The sequence below is a fragment of the Congregibacter brevis genome (genome assembly GCF_045689245.1).
Taxonomy (GTDB): Bacteria; Pseudomonadota; Gammaproteobacteria; order Pseudomonadales; family Halieaceae; genus Congregibacter; species Congregibacter brevis.
Map to the genome: position 1 here is coordinate 219,005 of NZ_CP136865.1, position 20,975 is coordinate 239,979.

The 20,975-nt window shown below is 55.6% G+C and carries 19 protein-coding genes; 12 read left to right on the forward strand and 7 right to left on the reverse strand.

Annotated elements, in window-relative coordinates; genetic code table 11:
* Window positions 1–43 precede the first annotated feature (43 nt).
* Both cysK and R0137_RS00935 read left to right on the forward strand, forming a co-directional pair.
* The gene (gene cysK / locus R0137_RS00930) at window positions 44–1,114 is read left to right on the forward strand and encodes a cysteine synthase A (RefSeq protein WP_407327839.1); all 1,071 of its coding nucleotides are present in this window, start codon (window positions 44–46) and stop codon (window positions 1,112–1,114) included.
* Between the two features lie 9 nt (window positions 1,115–1,123).
* Entirely contained in the window at window positions 1,124–1,825 is a 702-nt protein-coding gene (locus tag R0137_RS00935) for an SIMPL domain-containing protein (protein ID WP_407327840.1), read from the forward strand.
* Window positions 1,826–1,914: 89 nt separating this feature from the next.
* On the opposite strand, the gene R0137_RS00940 is transcribed toward R0137_RS00935, so the two are convergent.
* The 5 genes from R0137_RS00940 to R0137_RS00960 form a co-directional block, all read right to left on the reverse strand.
* The gene (locus tag R0137_RS00940; RefSeq protein ID WP_407327842.1) at window positions 1,915–4,125 is read right to left on the reverse strand and encodes a molybdopterin cofactor-binding domain-containing protein; all 2,211 of its coding nucleotides are present in this window, start codon (window positions 4,123–4,125) and stop codon (window positions 1,915–1,917) included.
* Window positions 4,118–4,645, reverse strand: a complete 528-nt coding sequence (locus tag R0137_RS00945) for a (2Fe-2S)-binding protein (RefSeq protein WP_407327843.1) — start codon at window positions 4,643–4,645, stop codon at window positions 4,118–4,120. The genes R0137_RS00940 and R0137_RS00945 overlap by 8 nt, the downstream gene beginning before the upstream one ends.
* A 98-nt stretch (window positions 4,646–4,743) precedes the next feature.
* Window positions 4,744–5,337 carry an START domain-containing protein gene (locus R0137_RS00950; RefSeq protein ID WP_407327845.1) on the reverse strand — a complete coding sequence of 198 codons (594 nt, stop codon included), beginning with the start codon at window positions 5,335–5,337 and terminating at the stop codon, window positions 4,744–4,746.
* Window positions 5,338–5,351: 14 nt separating this feature from the next.
* A complete protein-coding gene (gene yghU / locus R0137_RS00955; RefSeq protein ID WP_407327847.1) occupies window positions 5,352–6,194 on the reverse strand; it encodes a glutathione-dependent disulfide-bond oxidoreductase in 843 nt (280 codons plus the stop codon).
* A 70-nt stretch (window positions 6,195–6,264) separates the two neighbouring features.
* A complete protein-coding gene (locus R0137_RS00960; protein ID WP_407327848.1) occupies window positions 6,265–7,068 on the reverse strand; it encodes a PaaX in 804 nt (267 codons plus the stop codon).
* Between the two features lie 88 nt (window positions 7,069–7,156).
* Here R0137_RS00960 and R0137_RS00965 point away from each other — a divergent pair, with 88 nt between their 5' ends.
* From R0137_RS00965 to R0137_RS00980, 4 genes are all read left to right on the forward strand, one after another.
* The gene (locus R0137_RS00965) at window positions 7,157–8,095 is read left to right on the forward strand and encodes a fatty acid desaturase family protein (protein ID WP_407327849.1); all 939 of its coding nucleotides are present in this window, start codon (window positions 7,157–7,159) and stop codon (window positions 8,093–8,095) included.
* 145 nt (window positions 8,096–8,240) lie between these two features.
* Window positions 8,241–10,232 carry a sodium-translocating pyrophosphatase gene (locus tag R0137_RS00970; RefSeq protein WP_407327851.1) on the forward strand — a complete coding sequence of 664 codons (1,992 nt, stop codon included), beginning with the start codon at window positions 8,241–8,243 and terminating at the stop codon, window positions 10,230–10,232.
* Between the two features lie 84 nt (window positions 10,233–10,316).
* Window positions 10,317–11,663 carry an amidohydrolase family protein gene (locus tag R0137_RS00975; RefSeq protein WP_407327852.1) on the forward strand — a complete coding sequence of 449 codons (1,347 nt, stop codon included), beginning with the start codon at window positions 10,317–10,319 and terminating at the stop codon, window positions 11,661–11,663.
* Between the two features lie 2 nt (window positions 11,664–11,665).
* Window positions 11,666–12,997, forward strand: coding sequence for a nucleobase:cation symporter-2 family protein (locus R0137_RS00980; RefSeq protein WP_407327854.1), 1,332 nt, complete (start codon window positions 11,666–11,668; stop codon window positions 12,995–12,997).
* On the opposite strand, the gene R0137_RS00985 is transcribed toward R0137_RS00980, so the two are convergent.
* Window positions 12,978–13,541: a phosphoribosyltransferase gene (locus R0137_RS00985; RefSeq protein ID WP_405273608.1), complete on the reverse strand. Its 564-nt coding sequence runs from the start codon at window positions 13,539–13,541 to the stop codon at window positions 12,978–12,980. The two genes, R0137_RS00980 and R0137_RS00985, sit on opposite strands and share 20 nt — an antisense overlap.
* A gap of 189 nt (window positions 13,542–13,730) precedes the next feature.
* Between R0137_RS00985 and R0137_RS00990 the strand changes: the two genes are divergently transcribed.
* From R0137_RS00990 to R0137_RS01015, 6 genes are read left to right on the forward strand one after another with little or no spacing between them, the layout of a single operon-like run.
* Window positions 13,731–14,873, forward strand: a complete 1,143-nt coding sequence (locus R0137_RS00990; protein WP_407327856.1) for an amine dehydrogenase large subunit — start codon at window positions 13,731–13,733, stop codon at window positions 14,871–14,873.
* Between the two features lie 3 nt (window positions 14,874–14,876).
* Window positions 14,877–15,413 (forward strand): MauE/DoxX family redox-associated membrane protein, encoded by a 537-nt coding sequence (locus R0137_RS00995; RefSeq protein ID WP_405273605.1) that lies wholly within the window; start codon window positions 14,877–14,879, stop codon window positions 15,411–15,413.
* Window positions 15,403–16,011: a thiol-disulfide isomerase gene (locus R0137_RS01000; RefSeq protein ID WP_407327857.1), complete on the forward strand. Its 609-nt coding sequence runs from the start codon at window positions 15,403–15,405 to the stop codon at window positions 16,009–16,011. The genes R0137_RS00995 and R0137_RS01000 overlap by 11 nt, the downstream gene beginning before the upstream one ends.
* Entirely contained in the window at window positions 16,008–16,589 is a 582-nt protein-coding gene (locus tag R0137_RS01005; RefSeq protein WP_405273602.1) for a methylamine dehydrogenase light chain, read from the forward strand. Before R0137_RS01000 ends, R0137_RS01005 begins: the two co-directional genes overlap by 4 nt.
* 3 nt (window positions 16,590–16,592) lie before the next feature.
* Entirely contained in the window at window positions 16,593–17,027 is a 435-nt protein-coding gene (locus R0137_RS01010; RefSeq protein WP_407327859.1) for a c-type cytochrome, read from the forward strand.
* Window positions 17,024–17,638, forward strand: coding sequence for a phosphoribosyltransferase (locus R0137_RS01015; protein WP_407327861.1), 615 nt, complete (start codon window positions 17,024–17,026; stop codon window positions 17,636–17,638). Before R0137_RS01010 ends, R0137_RS01015 begins: the two co-directional genes overlap by 4 nt.
* A 33-nt stretch (window positions 17,639–17,671) precedes the next feature.
* Here R0137_RS01015 and R0137_RS01020 read toward each other — a convergent pair whose 3' ends face one another.
* A complete protein-coding gene (locus R0137_RS01020) occupies window positions 17,672–20,929 on the reverse strand; it encodes a VPS10 domain-containing protein (RefSeq protein WP_407327862.1) in 3,258 nt (1,085 codons plus the stop codon).
* Window positions 20,930–20,975 lie beyond the last annotated feature (46 nt).

The following is a 20,975-nucleotide window of genomic DNA, read 5'->3' on the forward strand; positions in this document are numbered from 1 at the left end:
TTAGAAACAATGCTGAGCTTACAGCCTCAGCGGGAGATTCTCGATGGATATAAGGCAAACCAAAGGTCGCGGTCGTCTGTATGACAACGTCCTCGATACCGTAGGCGATACACCCTGCGTCAAGCTCAATCGCATTGCGCCGAAACATGTTGATGTTTACGTCAAAGTCGAGGCTTTTAATCCGGGAGGCTCGGTCAAAGATCGTTTGGCCACCAACATGATAGAGGCCGCTGAGCGAGAAGGCCGCCTGAAGCCGGGACAGACGGTGATCGAAGCCACCTCTGGCAACACGGGTATCGGTCTGGCAATGGTCTGCGCGGCTAAGGGTTATCCGCTGGTCATCACTATGGCCGAGAGCTTCTCTGTAGAGCGTCGCAAGCTCATGCGCTTCCTTGGCGCGCAGGTGGTATTAACGCCGAAGGAAGAAAAAGGCTTGGGCATGTACAACAAAGCCAGAGAACTCGCCGAGGCAAACGGCTGGTTCTTCGCACAGCAATTCGAAACCTCCGCCAATGCGGACATTCACGAGCACACCACCGGCCAGGAAATTCTCGCTGACTTCGAAGGGCAGCGCCTCGATTATTGGGTCACGGGCTACGGTACGGGAGGAACAGTTACCGGCGTAGCAAGAGTACTTAGAGATGCGCGCCCGGAAGTAAAAATCATACTCACAGAACCCGCAAACGCCGCTATTGTGTCGTCCGGCCATGCGCAGGAAAGAGATGAAAATGGATCCCCCGCAGCCAGTCACCCGGCCTTTGAACCACATCCAATCCAAGGCTGGACTCCGGACTTCATACCCCTCGTACTGCAGGAAACTCTGGATAAAGGTTATTACGATGAGCTATTGCCTGTCGTCGGCGCCGATGGCATGGCGTGGTCGCGACGATTAGCAGCCGAAGAAGGGATTTTCACCGGCGTCTCCGGTGGCTCTACCGTAGCTATTGCCATGCAGGTTGCGCAAACTGCTCCCGAGGGATCAGTGATACTGGTGATGCTCCCTGATACGGGAGAACGCTATCTTTCTACGCCTTTGTTCGACGGCATAGCCGACACTATGACCGATGAAGAGGTCGCACTATCTCAATCAACGCCGGGCTACCAAATCAGTTAGGAGCAATTTGTGAACAACAGCATTACCGCAATTGTGATCGCACTAGGGCTCATTGTGGGCGGTGCTTTTATCGGCAATGGCCTGGAGCACTTCCGCATGGCGGATCGGAGCATTGTGATCAAAGGATTAGCCGAACAGAGTGTTGATAGTGATTATGTGACCTGGCCTCTTACCGTGCGTCGGGCGGCAGATAGCTTTCAGTCCGTGCAGGAGTCACTAGCGGCTGACCGAGACAAGCTTGTGGAGTTTCTCCACGGTCTGGGGTTCACCCGTTCAGAAATGGAGATACGCCCTTTAGTAGTAAACGATGCTTACTCCCGAGAGTATGCGTCCTCTAACAGCCCCACGCGTTACAGTGGCTCGGCCTTGGTTATCGTAAAGAGTGAGCGTGTAGACGCGGTGGCGTCCGCTGCTCTGGCTACAGATCCACTCATTGCAGCCGGGGTGCAGCTCGATTTAGGTGCTGGACCACAGTACACACTGCGAGCCTTCAACGATGCCAAAGGCCCGCTCCTAAAAGCCGCCACCGAAAACGCTAGGGCTCAGGCCACCAAGTTTGCTGCAGAATCCGGAGCTAGTCTTGGCGGACTCAAAAGCGCTAATCAAGGCATTATCCAAATCACAGGCACTGGCGGTAATCGCTACGACAGCGCCTCGAGCCGTGAAAAACGTCTGCGGGTGGTAAGTACCTTCGTGTACTACCTAGAGTAGTTCGCCCTAAGGTGCATCACCTAGCATCACCTCAATACAGAGCTTACTTGTCGTAAGCCTGTTCCCCGCCATTAGCATCATTGTATTCGTCAGCTAAAGTCACTGAAGTCCTGCTTGGATAGCGGGAGTTCTCGCACCCGTAAGCCAGTTGCATCAAACACCGCATTCACCAATGCTGGAGCTATTCCAGGAGTACCCGGCTCGCCGGCGCCTCCCCAGGCTTCTCCGCTGTTGATGATATGCGTTTCGATCAACGGCGATTCGTTCATGCGTACCATGGGGTAATCATGGAAGTTGCTTTGTTTTACGGCACCGTCTTCAATATTGATCTCGCCATAGAGTGCTGCGGTTAATCCGTAGATTACACCAGACTCCATCTGAGCCGTGAGGCCATCGGGAGATACCGCAAATCCCGCGTCAACCGCGACAACCACGCGATCAACACTCACCTTACCCTCAGTCACACTCACGTCCACGACCTGTGCAACCAGTGAACCAAAAGACTCCTGAAGAGAGATGCCGCGCCCGCGGCCCCGAGGCAATTGCTCTCCCCAACCGGCGGCTTCCGCAACCGTTCTTAGTACCTTCTGGTGACGGGGCTTATCCGTAAGCAGGGACATACGATATTCGTAGGGATCCTTGCCCGCAGCTACCGCGACTTCATCGAAGAATGCCTCGGTAAAGAAACCGTGCTGAGAGTGATCCACACTTCGCCAAGGACCAAAAGGCACGTGTGTGGGGCTATCAACGTGGTGAATTTTCTGCGCCGCCACAGCATAGGGAATTGTCGGCGCTTCTACGGGTTCGTGCTTCTCATGATAGACGTTCTCCCAGGCTGCGATTTGACCGTTCTGGTCTACCGCTGCGCGAAAGCGTGATGCAACAGCCGGACGGTAGTGATCGTGGCGAACATCCTCTTCACGGGACCAAATCAACTTTACCGGTCCACCCACTTCGCGGGCGATCTTCGCGGCTTGAACCGCACTGTCAGAAATTGATCGTCGTCCAAACCCACCACCCATAGGGTGCTGATGAATCTGTACGTTCTCAACATCCATGTCCATCGCTGCAGCGACGTCGTAACGAAACCCCAGAGGATTCTGCGTACCGATCCATACGTCACAGCTCTCATCGGTAACCCGAGCCGTCGCGTTCATAGGCTCCATGCAGGCATGCGCTAAATACGGCACCCGGTAGGTCGCGTCCAAGGTTGCCGCAGCCAAAGCCAAAGCCCCCTCGATATCTCCATCATCGACATCGGATTTGCTGCTACCGCCATCGATGCCATCTGCAAGACTCTGCTCGAACCCATTGAAGAGGGATTCACTGCTTGCGGCATCGTTATCGGTGGCCGACCATTCGACCTTTACAGTCTTCAATGCTTGACTGGCTTGCCAATACCCATCGGCGACTATCGCCACCGCGTCATCCAAGGGTACGACGTGAGACACGCCCGCCATGGATTCCGCCTGCGTGGAATCTACGGATACCAGCTGCGCGCCAAATACCGGCGCTGCCATAATCGCGGCATGCTTCATGCCCTCGACCTGAGCATCGATGCCAAATATCGCGGTGCCATCTACCTTGGCAGGTATATCGCGGCGGGGAGCGCTTTTCCCCATGATGCGGAACTGCTCTGGTGTTTTGAGCGTTGGTGTAGGTGACGGAGGCTTCTGCGACGCAGCCAAAGCAAACTCAGCAAAAGGAGCTCGCTTACCCGAGTTAGTATCAATGATGTGGGTATCCCTTGCATCCAACTGCACGGCGGGAACACCCCAGGCCTCACTGGCTGCGTTGATCAGCATCTCTCGGGCAGCAGCACCGGCTACGCGAACACCATAGACGCCAGTAGCGCGGATAGAGGCGCTGCCTCCGGTAATCTGCATCTTCATGGCTTTCATGATCTGAAGCATGGCGCCATCAACAGTCGGGACCAAGGCCTTAGGAATATCCGCATCTCCGAGCAGAAACCCTTTGCCCAAAGCCCAGTTTGCGTACTCATCAATAGCCGGTGCTTCCAAAAAGCTCGTGTCTTCCCAGCTGGCGTCTAGTTCATCAGCAAGCATTTGGGTTAGCGCGTTCTGTGCGCCCTGTCCCATCTCACTATGCGCAGCGACAAGCGTGACCTTGTTCCTAGGGTCGATTTTGACCCACATGTTCACTAGGACTTCACCATCTTCGGTGACCTGACCAGCGACCTTTGGCGCGCGATGACCAGGCCGAATTGCTACGCCTACGGCCAGAGCTCCTCCCGCGAGGACGCCGGTGGTGATGAATGCGCGTCTCGTCCACTTACCCATGATTCGCCACCTCGCTACTGCCATCTGAAGCGGGGTCAAAGGTTTGTACCACCGCCGCTTGCTGGGAAGCAGCCAACTTCACCGCCGCCCGTATTCGTGGATACATCCCACAGCGACACACATTGCCCGACATAGCCGCATCAATCGCTGCATCATCGGGATTCGGATCGCTATCCAGAAGCGCGGCAGCGCTCATAAGCTGGCCTGATTGGCAGTATCCGCACTGGGGAACCTGCTTTTCGATCCACGCGCTTTGCAACGGATGCATGGCATCGCCCGGGACGAGATCGGCCAGACCTTCAATAGTTGTGACTTCCCCTCCAGCAGCTGCCGATATGGGGGTCACACAGCTACGGATCGCTCGCCCATTGAGATGCACGGTACAAGCACCGCACTGCGCTATGCCGCAGCCGAACTTTGTACCTGTCATAGCAAGGTTTTCTCGGATAGCCCAAAGCAGGGGCATAGCCGGGTCGACATCCAACTCCCTATGCTCGCCGTTGACGCTCAAAACAATCATGTTGTGCCTCTCTTTTATTGCCTAGCCCATACCCAGCCGCATTCCCGCTATGCTTAGGTAAGCTGGGTAAGACGCATTTTTTACAGACTATAGTTTAGCTACTTATTCTCAAAATGTTCTTTCAGCGCCCGCAGAGCGCCTTTAGGGGTCTCGATCACTCTCGCGTTCACTAAGCCGCTGGGAATGTTCCCCCCCGGCTCCACATGAAACTCCCAGTGCAGCGCAGTAGCCCCGTCGCTGTCCTTCAGCTCCCAAAAGCCAGCAGCGGCTCGAATCCGTACAGCGTCGCCAGACTCCGGAACCGTGTCGGGCGCGACTCCTACAACTATTTTTATAGAGGAACCGTTACGCTCCAGATCCTGAGTGTAAATCGCATCGCGGTCCTTTACGGGCCAGGGCGCGTCCGTGCGCACGTAGTTGGCCCAGCGATCGTCATCAAGCTCCAGCCGCCTGGCTTCAATGGTGTCCGGAAACCAATCGGGATAACTCTCAATATCACGCAGTCGCGCAAGTACAGCCTCGGGAGAGGCCGCTATGAGCGCGGTTGCACGAAAAGCCTTGTAGTTGGAATCATCAACGTCACGGGTATCAACCTGAATACCCCCTTCATCAAACTGGGTCTCCCAATCACTGGACAGTGCGCTCCCCGCCCAAACAATGCCTATCGCCAGACCCATCGCTCGAATCAACATAACGACCGCCGCCTTCATCGCTTTATGTCGGCCGCGCTGTGGCGCTCCAGGACTTGCTCTTCTTCCGGTCCCCAGGCGCGATTTACGCAGCGCCCCCTAATCACGCCGGGACGTTCAAAGATTTCCTCAGACCAACGTATGACATTTTTGTAAGACGCCACATCGAGAAACTCGGCTGCTTCGTAAAGTTTGCCCATAGCGAGCGCGCCATACCAAGGGAAGGTCGCCATATCGGCAATAGTGTATTCGTCGCCACATAGATACGCGCGATCAGCAAGGTTTCTATCCAGGACATCCAGTTGGCGCTTTACCTCCATCGCGTAGCGATTGATGGGGTACTCAAACTTCTCTGGGGCGTAGGCATAGAAATGACCAAAGCCACCACCCAGAAAAGGCGCGCTGCCCATCTGCCACATGAGCCACGAATAACACTCAGCCCGGGAAGCCAAATCCTTCGGTAGAAACGCATCAAACTTTTCCGCGAGATATAAGAGCATCGCGCCGCTTTCGAATAAACGCACCGGGGTGTCGCCACTCTGATCAACCATCGCTGGGATTTTTGAATTGGGGTTAACGCTGACAAAGCCACTGCTGAACTGGGCGCCTTCCTGAATGTTGATTAGCCAAGCGTCGTACTCCGCGTCGCTGATACCCAGCTGCAGGAGCTCCTCCAACATCACCGTTACCTTTACGCCGTTCGGGGTCGCCAAGGAGTAGAGCTGAAACGGATGCTCACCCACAGGCAGTTCTTTGTCATGGGTCGCTCCAGCGATTGGACGGTTGATGCTGGCAAACTTGCCACCGCTTTCTGTATCCCAGGTCCATACCTTGGGCGGTTCATACTGTGTCTGACTCATAGTATCGGGGTGTCCATATAGTTCATTAAGCGTACTGTGTGAGTTAAAAAAGCGGGACGCTATCAGAGCGTCACGCGCTGTAACTCTGAAAACGTTCCCAGGCATCTCGCCCAAACGCGTCATAAGCTACCATCGTTTGGTGCATTTTTCGCCGGGCTGCAACGTCAATCATGCTATCGGGCAATAGAGGATCGCTCGTGACCTGGCGAATGACCGACTCGCCTAACAGGAAAGTCTCTCTCGCCAAGACATCACTCTCCTGCGCTTCTCCACGTCCCATGCTATCCAACATCGCCTGCGTCAGCGCTTTGTATCGCTCCTCGAGGGTGGCCCTGGGCCAAAGAAGGCTTGTGGGAACGGTCGCTCCCAATAGTGCATCAACCCGCAAGATTACGGCATCTGCTTCCAGCCCCAACTCAACAAGTCGCGCCCTGGTTTCGGCAGGTGCTTCGAAATAATTGGCCGGTCTACACCAAAGACCCGGATGTAGCTCCGCAAAACCTTCCAGCTGCAGCGAGTGCTCTCGCACTCTCAGGGTGGTTTTATCGCGACGCCCTAGATGGGCGGTATGCGCCATGAGCCAACGTCCATCCCAGGGGCCTACGCGCTGTTCCGCCGACACCCAACGCCGCGCAGTTTCACTGAGCACCTTGCCCCTGTCGCCTATGGCATAGCGGCCGCGGGATACGCTGCGCAAAAAACCGGACTTCACCAGTCGCCCGAGGGCAACGCGCATAGCCGTGGGATCAATGGAAAAGAGTTCTCCCCAGTGCAAACACTCACGCGCTGTGATTTCGGCGAGGTCCGGCGAGCTAAGAAGAGAAAGGACGAGACGCTTCGGCGTCGGCCACTTATACGTAGTGGGATCAAACATGCAGGAATCTTAGCACCGATAAATATAACAAAAATATACGCAATGCAGAATTTTATGTTACTTTTGAGATTCTCAGGAGGACAACACCATGAAAGCGTCGGATTATCTTAGCCGGGATGAAATCAAACACTACACGCGTCGCAGCGATGCTGTCGGCTTGTGGCTGATATTCAAAAGCTGGCTGGGGATCGTCGCCGTGTTTGCCATGGTCGCGCTATGGACCAACCCACTCACCATCGTCCTCGCGATCCTGCTTCTGGGAGGCCGGCAACTCGGCCTGTCCATTTTGATGCACGAGGCGGGTCACAAGACACTGTTCAAAACCCAAACGCTCAATGAAGCCCTAGGGCAGTGGCTCGGGGCCTATCCAGTCTTGGGTGATTGCGATGCCTACGGGGCCTCACACCGCGAGCACCACCGTCTTGCGGGCACGGATCAGGATCCCGATTTGCCCAACTATCGGAAGTACCCCATTGCCGTGGACAGCTTTCGTCGAAAGCTTTTGCGAGATATTACGGGTCAAACAGGCGTCAGGCAGCTGACAAGCCTGTTAAGCGGCGCCGGAAATCGAATCATGATGCGCAGTGGCGAAGGAAACAGCGCGCTTCGTCAGGGTTTGATTGCTAACGCCGCGCTTCTGGCGGTCCTTTGGTTGTGCGGTGAGCCGTGGCTGTATTTACTTTGGGTGGTGGCATACCTAACCAGCTACCCATTGGTGGCGCGCATTCGACAAGTTGCTGAGCATGGCAATGTCACAGCACTCTATGAAATGGATCCTCGCGGCAACACTCGCACTACGCGCGCGAACTGGCTAGAGCGATTAATCCTATGTCCAAATAACGTGAATTTTCATATCGAGCATCATCTGTTACCCAGCGTACCGCTGTGGCAGCTGGAGAGCCTTCATAGGAAGCTCAGCGCGCGTGGATTTTATGAGGACTACCCGGAAGCCGTCGCCGATGGTTACTGGAGCGTTATCAAGCGTGTCGTACCCGATTTCGATCGAAGTGCGACTGCTGCGGCCTGAGCGCATCCGGGCAACGGCACGCCACCTCTACAACCCCAAAAGGATCTTTTTTAGCACCGAGCAGCTATCGCGAATCTCTCCTCGTTTTACGCCTTTTCTTTTCTATACTGAAAGGGCATCAAAACAATAAAAAGGAGTACGCAATATGTTCTTTGACTACCTGCTCTACCCTCCGATTGTGGGCGCCGTCGGTCTCATCGCGGCGTTCATCATCTACCACATCATGATCCGCCATAACCATGGCGACGGTAATGTAAAAAAAATCGGCGACCAGATTCATCTGGGTGCCATGGTCTTTATGCAGCGCGAATACAAAATGCTTGCGATGTTTGCGGCCGTGCTGCTAATCGGTATTTTTGTTTCGCCCCTGGGCACTAACACCGCGATAGCTTTCACAGCGGGCGCTGTGTCTTCTGCAACTGCCGGCTTCCTCGGTATGTTCGCGGCTACAAAAGCGAATGTTCGTACCGCCGTCGCCGCGCACAATCACGGTCAGGCCCAAGCGTTGACCATTGCCTTTTACGGCGGTTCGATCATGGGGCTCTGTGTGGCCTCGCTCGGCCTGATAGGCCTGGGAAGCCTCTATTACTACTTTGGAGGCGATCCAGAAACGGCTCACGCTATCCATGGTTTTGGTATGGGCGCTTCCGTAGTAGCCCTCTTCTCCCGCGTAGGTGGAGGTATTTTCACGAAGAGTGCCGATGTGGGCGCAGACCTCGTCGGCAAAGTGGAAGCGGGGATTCCTGAAGACGATCCGCGCAACCCTGGCGTTATAGCAGACAACGTGGGGGATAACGTAGGCGACATTGCCGGGATGGGTTCAGACATCTTCGAATCTTACTGCGGCTCCATGATCGCCTGCATCGCCATCGCCTCAACTATGGCCATCGATAAGCAGGCAGAAATGATGTTCCTGCCTCTAGCGCTGGCAACTATCGGTTTGGTGGCTTCAGTACTGGGTATTCTTATCGTTCGTATGCGCTCCAGCGCCGCGCCAGAGGCTGCGCTGCGCACCGGTACGCTCATCGCACCTGCAGTGTTTGCCGGTATTGCCTGGCTCATGATGCAAGAGATGGGGCTCGACATGAACGTGTGGTGGTCCGTTGTCGCGGGTGCGGTAGGCGGCGTGCTCATAGGACTGATTACTGAGTACTACACAGGCTCCCATCCCGTCCGCAAAATCGCTAAGGCTGGTGATACAGGACCCGCAACGGTCATGATCAGCGGATTGGCAGTAGGTATGGAATCAGTTGTTCTGCCGGTTCTCTTCCTAGCCGCGATCATTTGGGTGTCTACAGAGCTCTCTGGTCTTTACGGCGTAGGCATCGCTGCAGTCGGCATGCTCTCTACTGTCGGTATCACTATGGCCATTGATGCTTATGGTCCGGTTGCAGATAACGCCGGCGGCATCGCAGAAATGGCGGGCATGGGTGAAGATACCCGACGCATTACCGACGGGCTTGACGAGGTGGGCAACACAACTGCCGCCATCGGCAAGGGCTTTGCGATAGGGGCCGCAGCCCTGGCGGCTTTGGCGATCATTGCTGCCTATGTACAAACGGTGCAGGTCAACAACCCCGGCTTCTCTCTCGAGCTCTCAGATCCCACGGTTCTGGTGGGGCTGTTCATTGGCGGTACGATTCCGTTTCTCATCGCATCGATCACGATGACGGCGGTGGGCGATGCCGCCTTCGACATGATCAACGAGATCCGACGGCAGTTTCATGAGATTCCGGGACTCCTCGAAGGCACTGCCGAACCCGACACAGCTCGCTGTGTAGACATTGCAACCACCGCAGCACTTCGTCGAATGATCCTGCCGGGCGCTATCGCAGTCTCCGCCCCGGTAGTCGTAGGTATGGGCCTTGGCGCGGCGTCTCTTGGCGGCATGTTAGGTGGAGCACTTTTGGGCTGTGTACTCATGGCCCTGATGATGGCTAATGCCGGCGGCGCCTGGGATAACGCCAAGAAGTATGTCGAGAAAGGCAATCATGGTGGCAAGGGATCACCCACTCACTCCGCCTGCGTCGTAGGCGATACCGTGGGCGACCCATTCAAAGATACTTCTGGCCCCTCCATGAATATCCTGATCAACGTCATGGCGATCGTCAGCCTGGTTATTGCACCTCTGTTGTAATCAGCGCTTAAGTACTGGCAGCTTCTCCGGGAGCTGTTAGTGTAGGGGCTGTACACTAGAACGCGTTTAACTAGGAACAGCCCCATGATCACAGCAGACCTCGCCATCGTCGGTGGCGAGCTTCTTTGCATGACCGATGCATTCACGCCGCAACCGGACACGGTGCCGCGAGGCACCATTCTTGTATCTGGACAGCGAATTGTTGCGCTTGGCACCGAAGCAGAGATCGGCCCCTACACAGCCAGAAAAACACTCGACGCGACCGATCAGGTCGTGATGCCGGGCTTTAGCAACTGCCATACCCACATCGGATCCAACGTCCTTCTACGCGGCCTTAACGAGGACGCCAAACTCTTTGAATGGCTTCAAAGCATGTGGCGTCTCAAACAGAACTTTGATCATGAAACCCTGCGTCTGGCGAGCCTTGCGGGGCTAGCCGAGATGGCGCTTGCGGGCATCACCAGTTTTAACGAACACTTCGATGCCTACTCAGTCAGCCCTGAGATCAATGCACTAGAGACTGTCCCACTACGCGCGACTTTGGGATATGGCTTTGCAGACGTCGGTCTGTACGGCGATTTAAAAGATTGGTCTTACCGCGCGCTGGATAACTTCGGTGAGATTGTCGAGGAGCATCACAACAGCCTCGATGGCCGTTTGCGCGTGGCCCTGTCACCGCACGCCACGTATTCCTGCACGGAGCAACTATGGCGTCGCTGCGCCGAAGTCGCGGCCGAGCACGAGCTCACGATCCACACGCATCTTTCCGAAGGGCAGCAAGAACATCAATTTGTTGCTGATAACCACGGCATGACACCCACGGGCTGGTTGCATAGCATGGGTTTACTCGGCCCTGACTTGACCGCTGCGCACTGCACGACGCTGACCGACGACGACATCGCTCTCATGGCCGAGCATGATGTCAAAGTTGCGCACTGCCCAATTAGCAACGCGAAGCTCTGCTCAGGCATTTTGCCCATGCGCAAACTCATGGCTGCCGGGGTTACCGTGGGTCTCGCAACCGATGGCCCAGCGAGTCACAACACGCTCGATATGTTTCAGGAAATGAAGTTCGGCGCGATTACCCACAAGAACCACAACCTGGACCCGGAGTTACTCACCGTTAGTGAGATGCTTGAAATGGGCACACGGGAAGCTGCCAAGGCGATGCATCTGGACGAGGCAGGTACCCTCGCCCCAGGTCAGCTTGCAGACATCATTGTCGTCGATCTCAACAACGCCCATTGTGCCCCACGCTACGACTCTCAGGCGGCATTGGTATATTCAAGCCGCGCGGACGATGTTGTTCATACCATTGTGGATGGGCAGATAGTGGTAGAGAACGGCGTGCTTCAAGGGCTAGACCTATACGGCATGCTGAGCGAACTTCGTGAACGCGCCGTTCAACTCCGACAGCGAAGTGGTGCCTGAGCATGCAGGATAACGACACAACACACCCCGTAAACGAATGGCTGCCCCTGCGTTGGACTTTGCCCCTTGGCTTTCAGCAGCTACTGGCAGCCTACGCCAGCATCATCATCGCACCGCTGGTTCTCGCCAGCGCATTGGGATGGCCTCAGGAGCAAACCACCTTTCTGCTGGCATCTGGACTCTTTGGTAGCGGCGTTGCCACATTAATCCAATGCCTCGGGATCCCGGGTCTTCCCATAGGCACGCGCCTACCCGTAGTCCAGGGCACGACCGTCGCTGTAATCCCACCATTGATCGCCATTGGCGCCAACGGCGACCTCACAGCCATGTTCGGGGGCACGATAGTCGGTGGCACTGTTTGCCTTTTACTCGCCGGATCCTGGAGTAAGCTTTTGCGCTTTTTTCCGCCCCTGGTCACAGGAACGGTAATCACGGTTATCGGAGTCAGCCTCATGCCTGTTGCGGTGATGTGGTTGAGCGGAGGTCGGGGCTTTGGCGCTCAAGACACAAGCATGGCAGAAGTGAGCCTCGGGCTTGGCACCCTTCTTCTGGTGCTACTAGTTATGCGCTTTGGCCACGATTTTCTCGCGCGCACTTCCATACTCGTGGGTTTGGTCGCAGGCGGTATTGCTGGTGCTCTTATGGGGATGTCTGACTTTAGCGGGGTTTCTACCGCCAGTTGGGCCAGTATTCCCATGCCCTTCGCTTTCGGCCCACCCACCTTCACCGTTGCCGCCTGTGCCGCGATGACCGTCACCATGCTCGTTACTATGGTGGAGTCTACAGGCGATTATTTGGCGATCGGTGAAGTCTGCGAGCAGGAGGTCGATGAACAACGCCTCGCCGCCGGACTGCGTGCTGAGGGCCTCGGCACCATCATTGGCGGCCTATTCAACGCCTTTCCCTTCACCACCTTCTCCCAGAACATCGGGGTAATTCGCGTCTCTGGCGTGCGCAGCCGCTTTGTCGTGGCCGCCACTGGCGTCATGCTCATACTCCTGAGTCTCGCGCCCAAAGCGGCAGCTCTGGTGGCGAATATTCCTACCCCGGTACTGGGCGGCTGCGGACTGGTGTTATTTGGCTCCATTGCGGCAACGGGGATCCAAACACTCCGTCGCGTAGACTTCGAGAACACGGGTAACGTACTCACGGTGGGAATCAGCTTGAGCGCTGCGATGTTGGTAGTGGCAAACCCCATTTACTTCTCGGCCCTGCCAAAAGCGGTAGCCGACATTCTCAACAACCCCATCACTCTGGGCGCAGTGAGTGCGGTGACGCTGAACCTATTGTTTAACGGTTCCCGCGTGTCTTCGCTTACAGGTAAGGCTGAATAATCTCAAAGAGCGCGGGACGCTCTTTTGCCACCTCATCAGCACTCAAGCCCTCCAGTGAGTGAGGATACTTGAGCCACTGCTCCGTCTCGTGGAGGAAGTAGTCGGGCACACGATCGGTGACGTTGCGAGTGGGCTTGAAGTAAGGAACGGCAACGCGAATGTCCTTGGGGGTATTTAACCGAGCCTTCTCTTCGATGTAGCGGATAACCGCATCAATGGTACTGCCCGTATCAAACACATCGTCCACAATCAGCAGCTTGTCTTCATGAGTGAGCTTCTTGATGAGGTAGTTCATGCCGTGAATGCGAATCTCCGATGACCGCCCGTCTATCTCGGGCTTGTACAAAGAGGTTCGGATCGCGATGTGATCGGTCTCGATACCGCAGTGGGCCAAGATCTCCTGCACAGCAACACCCACGGGGGCACCGCCACGCCAAATAGCGATCATCATGGTCGGCCGAAAGCCGCTAGCTACTACATTAGCTCCCAGGCGAAAGGAGTCTTCAAGGAGCTCCTGGGCTCCTAGATACACTTTTTCCGACATGCTTTTCTCCTGACCCAGGCCCACTTTCGCTGCTCAGTTCACGCACTCATGATCGATCTTTACCTAACTCATTGCCTAACTGCCACGGCTTGGTATAGCATCAGTTCAACCCTCGCGCGGTCGCAAGGTACATATTATTACTACAATCCCGCAAGCCACCGACCGCTAATCCCTACACTGGGAGGTAGCATGAAACACTACCTGGCCGCCGCATTCCTTTGCGTAACGCAAAGTATCGCGGCACAGCCTTATGATTCTATCGTTGGTGAGTCCCGGAAGCTCGGAACCCCGGATGAGCACTGGTTTTCTGCCCGGGGCAGCGAAATCGCCTATCTCATTAATGGCGATGAGGGCAGCGTGGAAGCGACGCTCACCCTATCGATGTTCTCTCCGGCAATCGAGCCGCATCTGGACGCAGGCCGCATTTACTCCTACGGCAGCTTCTACACGCGTACATTTTATGGCGATCGCACCGATGTCGTGCTGGTCTTTGATCTCGAGAATGCACTACCAATCAAAGAGATAGAGATTCCGCCAAAGTCTGCGGGGATCGGTCACAGCGGCATGATTGGACTGATTGAAGAGCGCTTTATCGGTGTGTGGAATATCACACCCGCTATGTCGGTGAGCGTAGTCGATACCTCTGACGACAGATTCGTAGGAGAGATCTCAACGCCAGGCTGTGCGGGCGTTTACCCGGTAGACGCGGGCTTTCTCATGGCCTGTGGCGACGGTCGCATTCAATATATTCGCCTCGACAGCGTCGGCGAAGAGGTAGATCGACTGCGTAGCGAATCATTTTTCAGTATGAGCGATGATCCTGTTTTTGATTACGCGGTGCCCACCCCAGAGGGCTGGATGTTCATGTCGCTGGAAGGCATGGTTTACGAAGTGTCGGTGGCAAATGGCGCCGTGCAAATCAGTGAGCCCTGGTCAATCAATCCCGAGGACATCGAAGATGCTGCTGACCTCAATGGTGTTCCCATTGAGGCAGATGACGATTGGCGTATCGGTGGTCGACAAGCCTTTGCTTACAATGCGAGCGCCAATCTACTTGTGACTCTCATGCATCAGGGTGGCGGCCAGGAAACCTTTGAAGACCCGGGTACGCAGGTTTGGGCATTTAGCACTCAAACCCGTCGCAGAGCCTACGTATTAGAGCTCGACGAAGAAACCATGGGCAGCTCTCTGGAACTTACCGCTGACGATGAACCGCTATTGCTTATCGCACCGGCTGACGGCGGAGAACTACTGATTCACGATGCGCTAAGTAGCCGTTTGTTGCGCACCGTACCAGAGATCAATGCCAGCATGATTCAAAGGTTAGAGTAGTCTGTGATCGACCCGCTCCTACAATTGACTCTCGCGCTCTCGCTCTTCTTGTTGTTTGTTAGCGCAAGCCAGCACAAACGCAGCGAAGCACGCCGATTTCAAGCGCAACTAGATGCTTATGCGTTGCTGCCTGGAAATCTGGTGCCGCTGATGGCTAGAGTTCTGCCCTGGCTGGAACTGGCGATCGCCATCGCGCTTCTGGTTCCCATAACACGGGAGGCCGCGGGCTTCACCGCCATGCTGGTCTTGGGTATGTATGCGTTGGCCGTGCTCCTCAATCTTGTTCGCGGCAGGCGCGATATCGACTGTGGATGCGGGGGAACCCCTCAGCCACTGAGTTACTGGCTAGTTACGCGCAACATCGTACTAGCTGCGGGAGCGCTGATAGTCGCCCTACCAACAACATCACGGATACTTGGCGCGGCGGACGCCGCTGCGATGATATTCATGAGTGCGCTGCTGGTACTTAGCTACGTAACTGTTGGCCAACTTCTTCAAAACCAAAGTGCGCTTCAGGGCTGGAACCCATATGACCATTGATTCCCTAGCTGTTGCGGTGCTCATCCTCGGCCTTGTGGTCGCGCTGCTCGTGATTGTGGTACTCGCACTCGCTAGACAGATTGGGGTGCTGCACACCCGCCTGGCACCCGCAGGGGCGCTCATGAATACCGCGGGCCCGGAAATAGGTTCCGCGGCGCCCAAGCTTGCTCTTCAAGATATAGACGGTGTGAGCGTCAACATTGGTGGCACGACGTCATCATCGACACTGATTTTGTTCGTCTCGCCGACCTGCCCGATCTGCAAGGAACTTGTTCCGGTGGCCTGCTCAATGGCGCGCTCCGACAAACTGCGTCTTCTGTTTGCGAGCGATGGTGGAGAGTTACCTCAGCACATCGAATACATAGAAAAGATGGGCATTGAGAATTACTCCTATCTGCTCTCCTCAGAGCTGGGACTCAAGTTTGCTGCGGGAAAACTACCCTATGCAGCACTTATCGATAGCGACGGTGTTCTGCGTTCCAGAGGTCTCGTGAACAGCCGTGAGCACCTCGAAAGTCTGGTGGAAGCCATGTTGAGTGGCTACGACTCTCTACAGGATTACCTCGTCAAAGAGCAGCAACTGGAGCAAGCCTCATGAGCACGCAAAATGAATTGCTAAAGCAGCTTCTCAGCGACATCGATGCCGCAACCACAGGCGTGGTGCGTTTTTTTGCGGGACGCACGTCTCGCCGCTCATTTTTGGGAAAGTTAGGCGCATTGGCAACGGGTATGGGAGCCTTCCCACTACTTCCTATGGCGCGCGAAGATGCAGGAAACGCTAATGCCTTAGCGGCTCCCGCCGCCGGATCCGAAGGAGCTATTTCGGAGATGGGCGATGAGCAAAGTTGCGATTACTGGCGCTATTGCGCTTTTAGCGGCCAGATTTGTAGCTGCTGTGGCGGCAGCATGACCCAGTGTCCTCCGGGTTCCGAAACCGCGAGCGTGGCTTGGGTCGGCACCTGCCACAACCCGCTAGATGGTCAGGACTATCTCATCTCCTATAACGATTGCTGCGGTAAGTCCGCCTGCGGTCGTTGTGGCTGTCATCGTTCAGAGGGAGACCGCCCGGTCTATTTTCCTTCAAAATCAAATAGCATTCTCTGGTGCTTTGGTTCTAACAGTCACGCTTATCACTGCACCCTTGCCCGGGTAGTGGGCAAAGCTGACGCAGGCTGAGCATTGCGCCTTCGCTCATTTGGACTCGCACTAGCGCCGGCGCTGTTGTGCGTAAATCTCGCACAGGCAGACCCCCAAGCAAACTATCTGCTGCACTGCGGCGGTTGCCATCTGGAAAACGGTGAGGGAACGCTTCCGGAAGTTCCGGACCTGCGCCATGATCTGGACTGGCTTGCCCAAACGGCTGAAGGCCGCTCCTACCTCACTCGCGTGCCTGGAGCCTCGCAAGTTCCTCTTTCAGACCAGAAACTGGCGGACATCTATAATTGGATGTTCGACGTCTTCTACCCACCGCACAGTAACATCCCTCCCTTCAGTGGAGAGGAGATTGCGCGCACTAGAGGCATACCTCTTTGGGACCCACTCAGCGCGAGAAAGGCTTTGCTCAGGGATCGCAAAGAAGTTACTCAGGCCAAAGAAGAGAGCCAGAACCAATGACAAACGCTACCGCCTCACTGCAAAAGACTTTTGTAGAAGAAGAGTCGTTACTCCAAGACGCCTATCGTCTCGCGGTGTCAGTTTATGACAGCGGCTTTCGTCCTGACTTTATTGTAGGCGTATGGCGCGGCGGCTCCACGGTGGGCATCTACGTGCAGGAATGTCTTCAGTATCTGGGTGTTAAAACAGACCATATCGCCATCCGCACCTCTTACCGAGGAATGGAGAGTTATCTGAGCAATGTGGAGAACCCCGAAGGTATTCGTGTGCACGGACTTCAATATCTCTACGAGACAATGAACAAGAACGACAATCTACTGATTGTCGATGACGTGTTTAGCAGTGGGCAAAATATAGAGGCGGTCATTCAAAGACTGGAATCAAAGTCGAAACGCAATATGCCCGACGACGTGCGAATTGCCGTGCCCTATTTCAAGCCCGCCAAAAACCGAACCGGGCGCGTACCCGATTACTACTTGCACGAAACCGATGACTGGCTGGTTTTACCTTACGAGATAACGGGCCTGAGTGATGCAGAAATTGCAACGCACAAGCCCTGGCTTGCAGAAATTTTGAAAGAAAGCCGCCAAGATCCTGGCGGCTCAATCTAAGCGGTTATTTAACTACGCAACCATCAAGGAAGCTTAGCTAGCGGGCACGGGCTGGCCCGCACCCCACGGCGCCCCAGCGGACTGCAGTTTTTTGCGCAGCGCTGGGATCTCGGCATCAATCACCGCATTAAGTCGCTCGCGAATTGGCGCAAAAACCTCCACCGCATAGCCAAGACTCTGACGATGCGCGCCGGTTGGCCCGTAGCTGGAGTTAGACACTCCTCGTCTCGCATGACCCAACCAGCTGTTCACTCGGTGCAACTCATAGTTTCCCACCGCCTGCACAGACTTGTTGCCATTGAGCGCTTCATCAATCTCATAGAGTTCCTGATGAAGATCATGAAGTCGCTCGTCAATATCGCCGGGAGCCGCTGCCGTTACAGACAACATCTTTTGCATAGTCGCAATCGTCTCCATGGCGTCATCCAACGCATAGCGCGCGCCACTCACCTGCCCGGAGACAGCGGAGAGCTCTTTCCAGAACGCATCAACCTCATCCATGGACGCACCGCTAAGTGCTGACCCGTACATACGCTTCACTTCAAAGCTTACGGCCTCGTCCAAGAGACGACTTTCACCGTTTTCAAGAAGAACAAGCTCAGCGCTGTAAGTACCAGGCATCACCATGAAACCCTTGGGTGGCAGACCCTGCCAGTCAGGCGGAGTCTCTACGGAACCGTAGTAAGGATGACGGAGATCCCAGGCAAGACGATGGAAACCCTTCTCCGTAGGCGCATCGAGACGACGAATCACATTGCCACTCGCATCGCGAATAACCATCATCAATGCAGGAGCTGCCTCTCTCCGCTCGGCCTCTACCGCATCCCAACCTTCGAAGGTCACTTGATCACCAGCCTCGAGGACTTTCTTCTCGGCGTCTTGGCGAATTTTCTCCAAGGTCGAAAAGCCATCTGCCAGGTGGTAAGTGAGCACCGCGCCAAAGGGCGGGTTCTCCGCGACATACAGATCGTCGCCTTGGGAGCCACGCTTTCGCGCACCCAGCACTTTGCGCGGGAAGTACCAGTCGGCATCACGTGCTTCAAACAGCGTGGCTTCCTGCTCCATCGCGTCGTCGCTCAGTTCCCGTAGTGCAGAATAGTCATCCATGACAAAGAAACCACGACCGAAACTTGCGGCTACTATGTCATTCTCGCGTCGCTGAATTTGGATATCACGAATAGAGATTGTTGGCATACCCGCGCTGAACTTTTCCCAGCTATCGCCGCCATTCAGCGTCATAAATACGCCAAACTCTGTACCGGCAAACATCAGGCCCGCCCGCTCGTGATCCTGTACAAGCCTCCAAACAAGATGCCGATCGGGAATACCGTCTGTGATACTGCTCCAGCTGCGACCACGGTTTCGGCTTACGAGAAGGTAGGGCTTAAAGTCGCCGTACTTATGATTATCCAAGGCCACGTAAACGGTATCGGCATCATGCAAGTCTGCACGGATGTCATTCACGAACGCTGTGTCAGGTACGTCTGGCATCGAGCCCACCTCTAAGCGACGCCAGCTATCACCACCGTTCTCGGAGACTTGAATCAGACCGTCGTCCGTCGCGGCATACAACAGGCCTTCGACCAGGGGCGATTCCGCCAGAGACGTAATGGTGTTGTAGTCCGACATGGCGAACATGTCCCAGGGCGCGTCCCAGCTCCAAGTCTGACCCATGAGAGGCATGAGCATTCGGTCTTCATCCCGTGTTAGGTCGCCAGATATCGCCGTCCAATCGTCACCACGGTTATCCGATCGCCACACACGCTGAGAAGCGAAGTAAATGCGCGCCGGTGAATGGGGGCTCACGAGAATCGGAGAATCCCAGTTGAATCGCTCGGGCGGATCACCCGGCGCCGGCTGCGGCTGAATGTAGATGCTCTCGCCCGTAGTCGTATCCACACGGTTCAGATTTCCCTTCTGGGACTCGGCGTACATGATGTCGGGGTTGCCCGGCTCCGTCGCCGGCTGATGGCCGTCGCCACCCAGAATCACTTCCCAATCGGCATTGCGAATACCGTTTACGGTATCCGTGCGCGAGGGCCCGCCCTGGGTGTTGTTGTCCTGGGTACCGCCGTAAATGTTGTAGAAAGGCTCCGTGTCGTCTAGGGCAAGCTTGTAGTACTGCGTCACGGGCAGGTTGCTCATATACCGCCAGGTGTCACCGAGATCGAAACTCTCGTACACACCGCCGTCGGTACCCATCATGATGTAATCTGGATCTTCAGGGTCGAACACAATCGCGTGCATATCGCCATGCTGGTTAGGGTGAGGCATGGGTTCAAAGGTCAAACCACCGTCCTCGGACTTGAGCACAGTAGGGCCGACCAGATACAGCCGGTCGTGCTTATGCATGCTGGCTGTGAGTTCCTGATAGTAGTGTGGCCCAGTTCCGCCACTCACCGCGTCGGCACCTTTCACCCAGCTTGCACCGCGATCATCGGAACGCCAGACACCGCCCTTCCGTCGATCCAGCTCAATGGCTGCGTAGACAACATCGGGGTTCTGCAGCGAAATAGCTAGACCGATCTTGCCCATATTGCCTGTAGGAAGACCCTCGGTCAGTTTGGTCCAGGTCTTACCGCCATCGAGGGAGCGGTGAAGGCCACTTTCGGGGCCACCGCCCATGTACGCGGCGACGGTGCGCTGGTGCTGCCAGGTAGCCGCATACAGAACATTTGGATCACGGGAGTCGATCACCACATCGGTTACACCGGTCCACTCGCCACCGCCGAGAGTCTTTTCCCAGGTCTGGCCACCATCGGTGGTCATATATAGACCGCGCTCACCACCCTTGGTCCACAACGGGCCCTGAACGGCGGCCCAAACGGTATTGGAATCTTCGGGATGCACAATAATGGTGGAGATATGCTGGGACTCAGGCAGTCCCATATTTGTCCAGTTTTCCCCGCCATCATCAGAGCGGTAGATGCCGTCACCAAAGCCTATATGCCGGCCGCCATTGTTCTCACCGGTGCCCACCCAAACGGTGTGGGGGTTACTCGGATCGATGGCCAAAGCGCCAATGGAGTAGGCCGTTTCGTCATCGAAAATCGGGGTGAAAGTTACCCCTGCGTTGCTGGTCTTCCAGACGCCACCGGAAGCTACACCCACATACCAGGTACTGGAATCCGTGGGGTGGCGAGCGATGTCGCCGATGCGGCCAGACATAAAGCCCGGACCGATGTTGCGCCATTCAAGGCCTTTGTAAAGTGTCGACGCCGCGTCTTGTGCTGCGCCAAAAACCGAGCCCGCAATGCACAGGCCCAATAGTGTGCTTAAAATCCGCTTCATGCCGAAGTGTCTCTTCTTCAAAATCGGCCGCTAAGACTATCAAAGC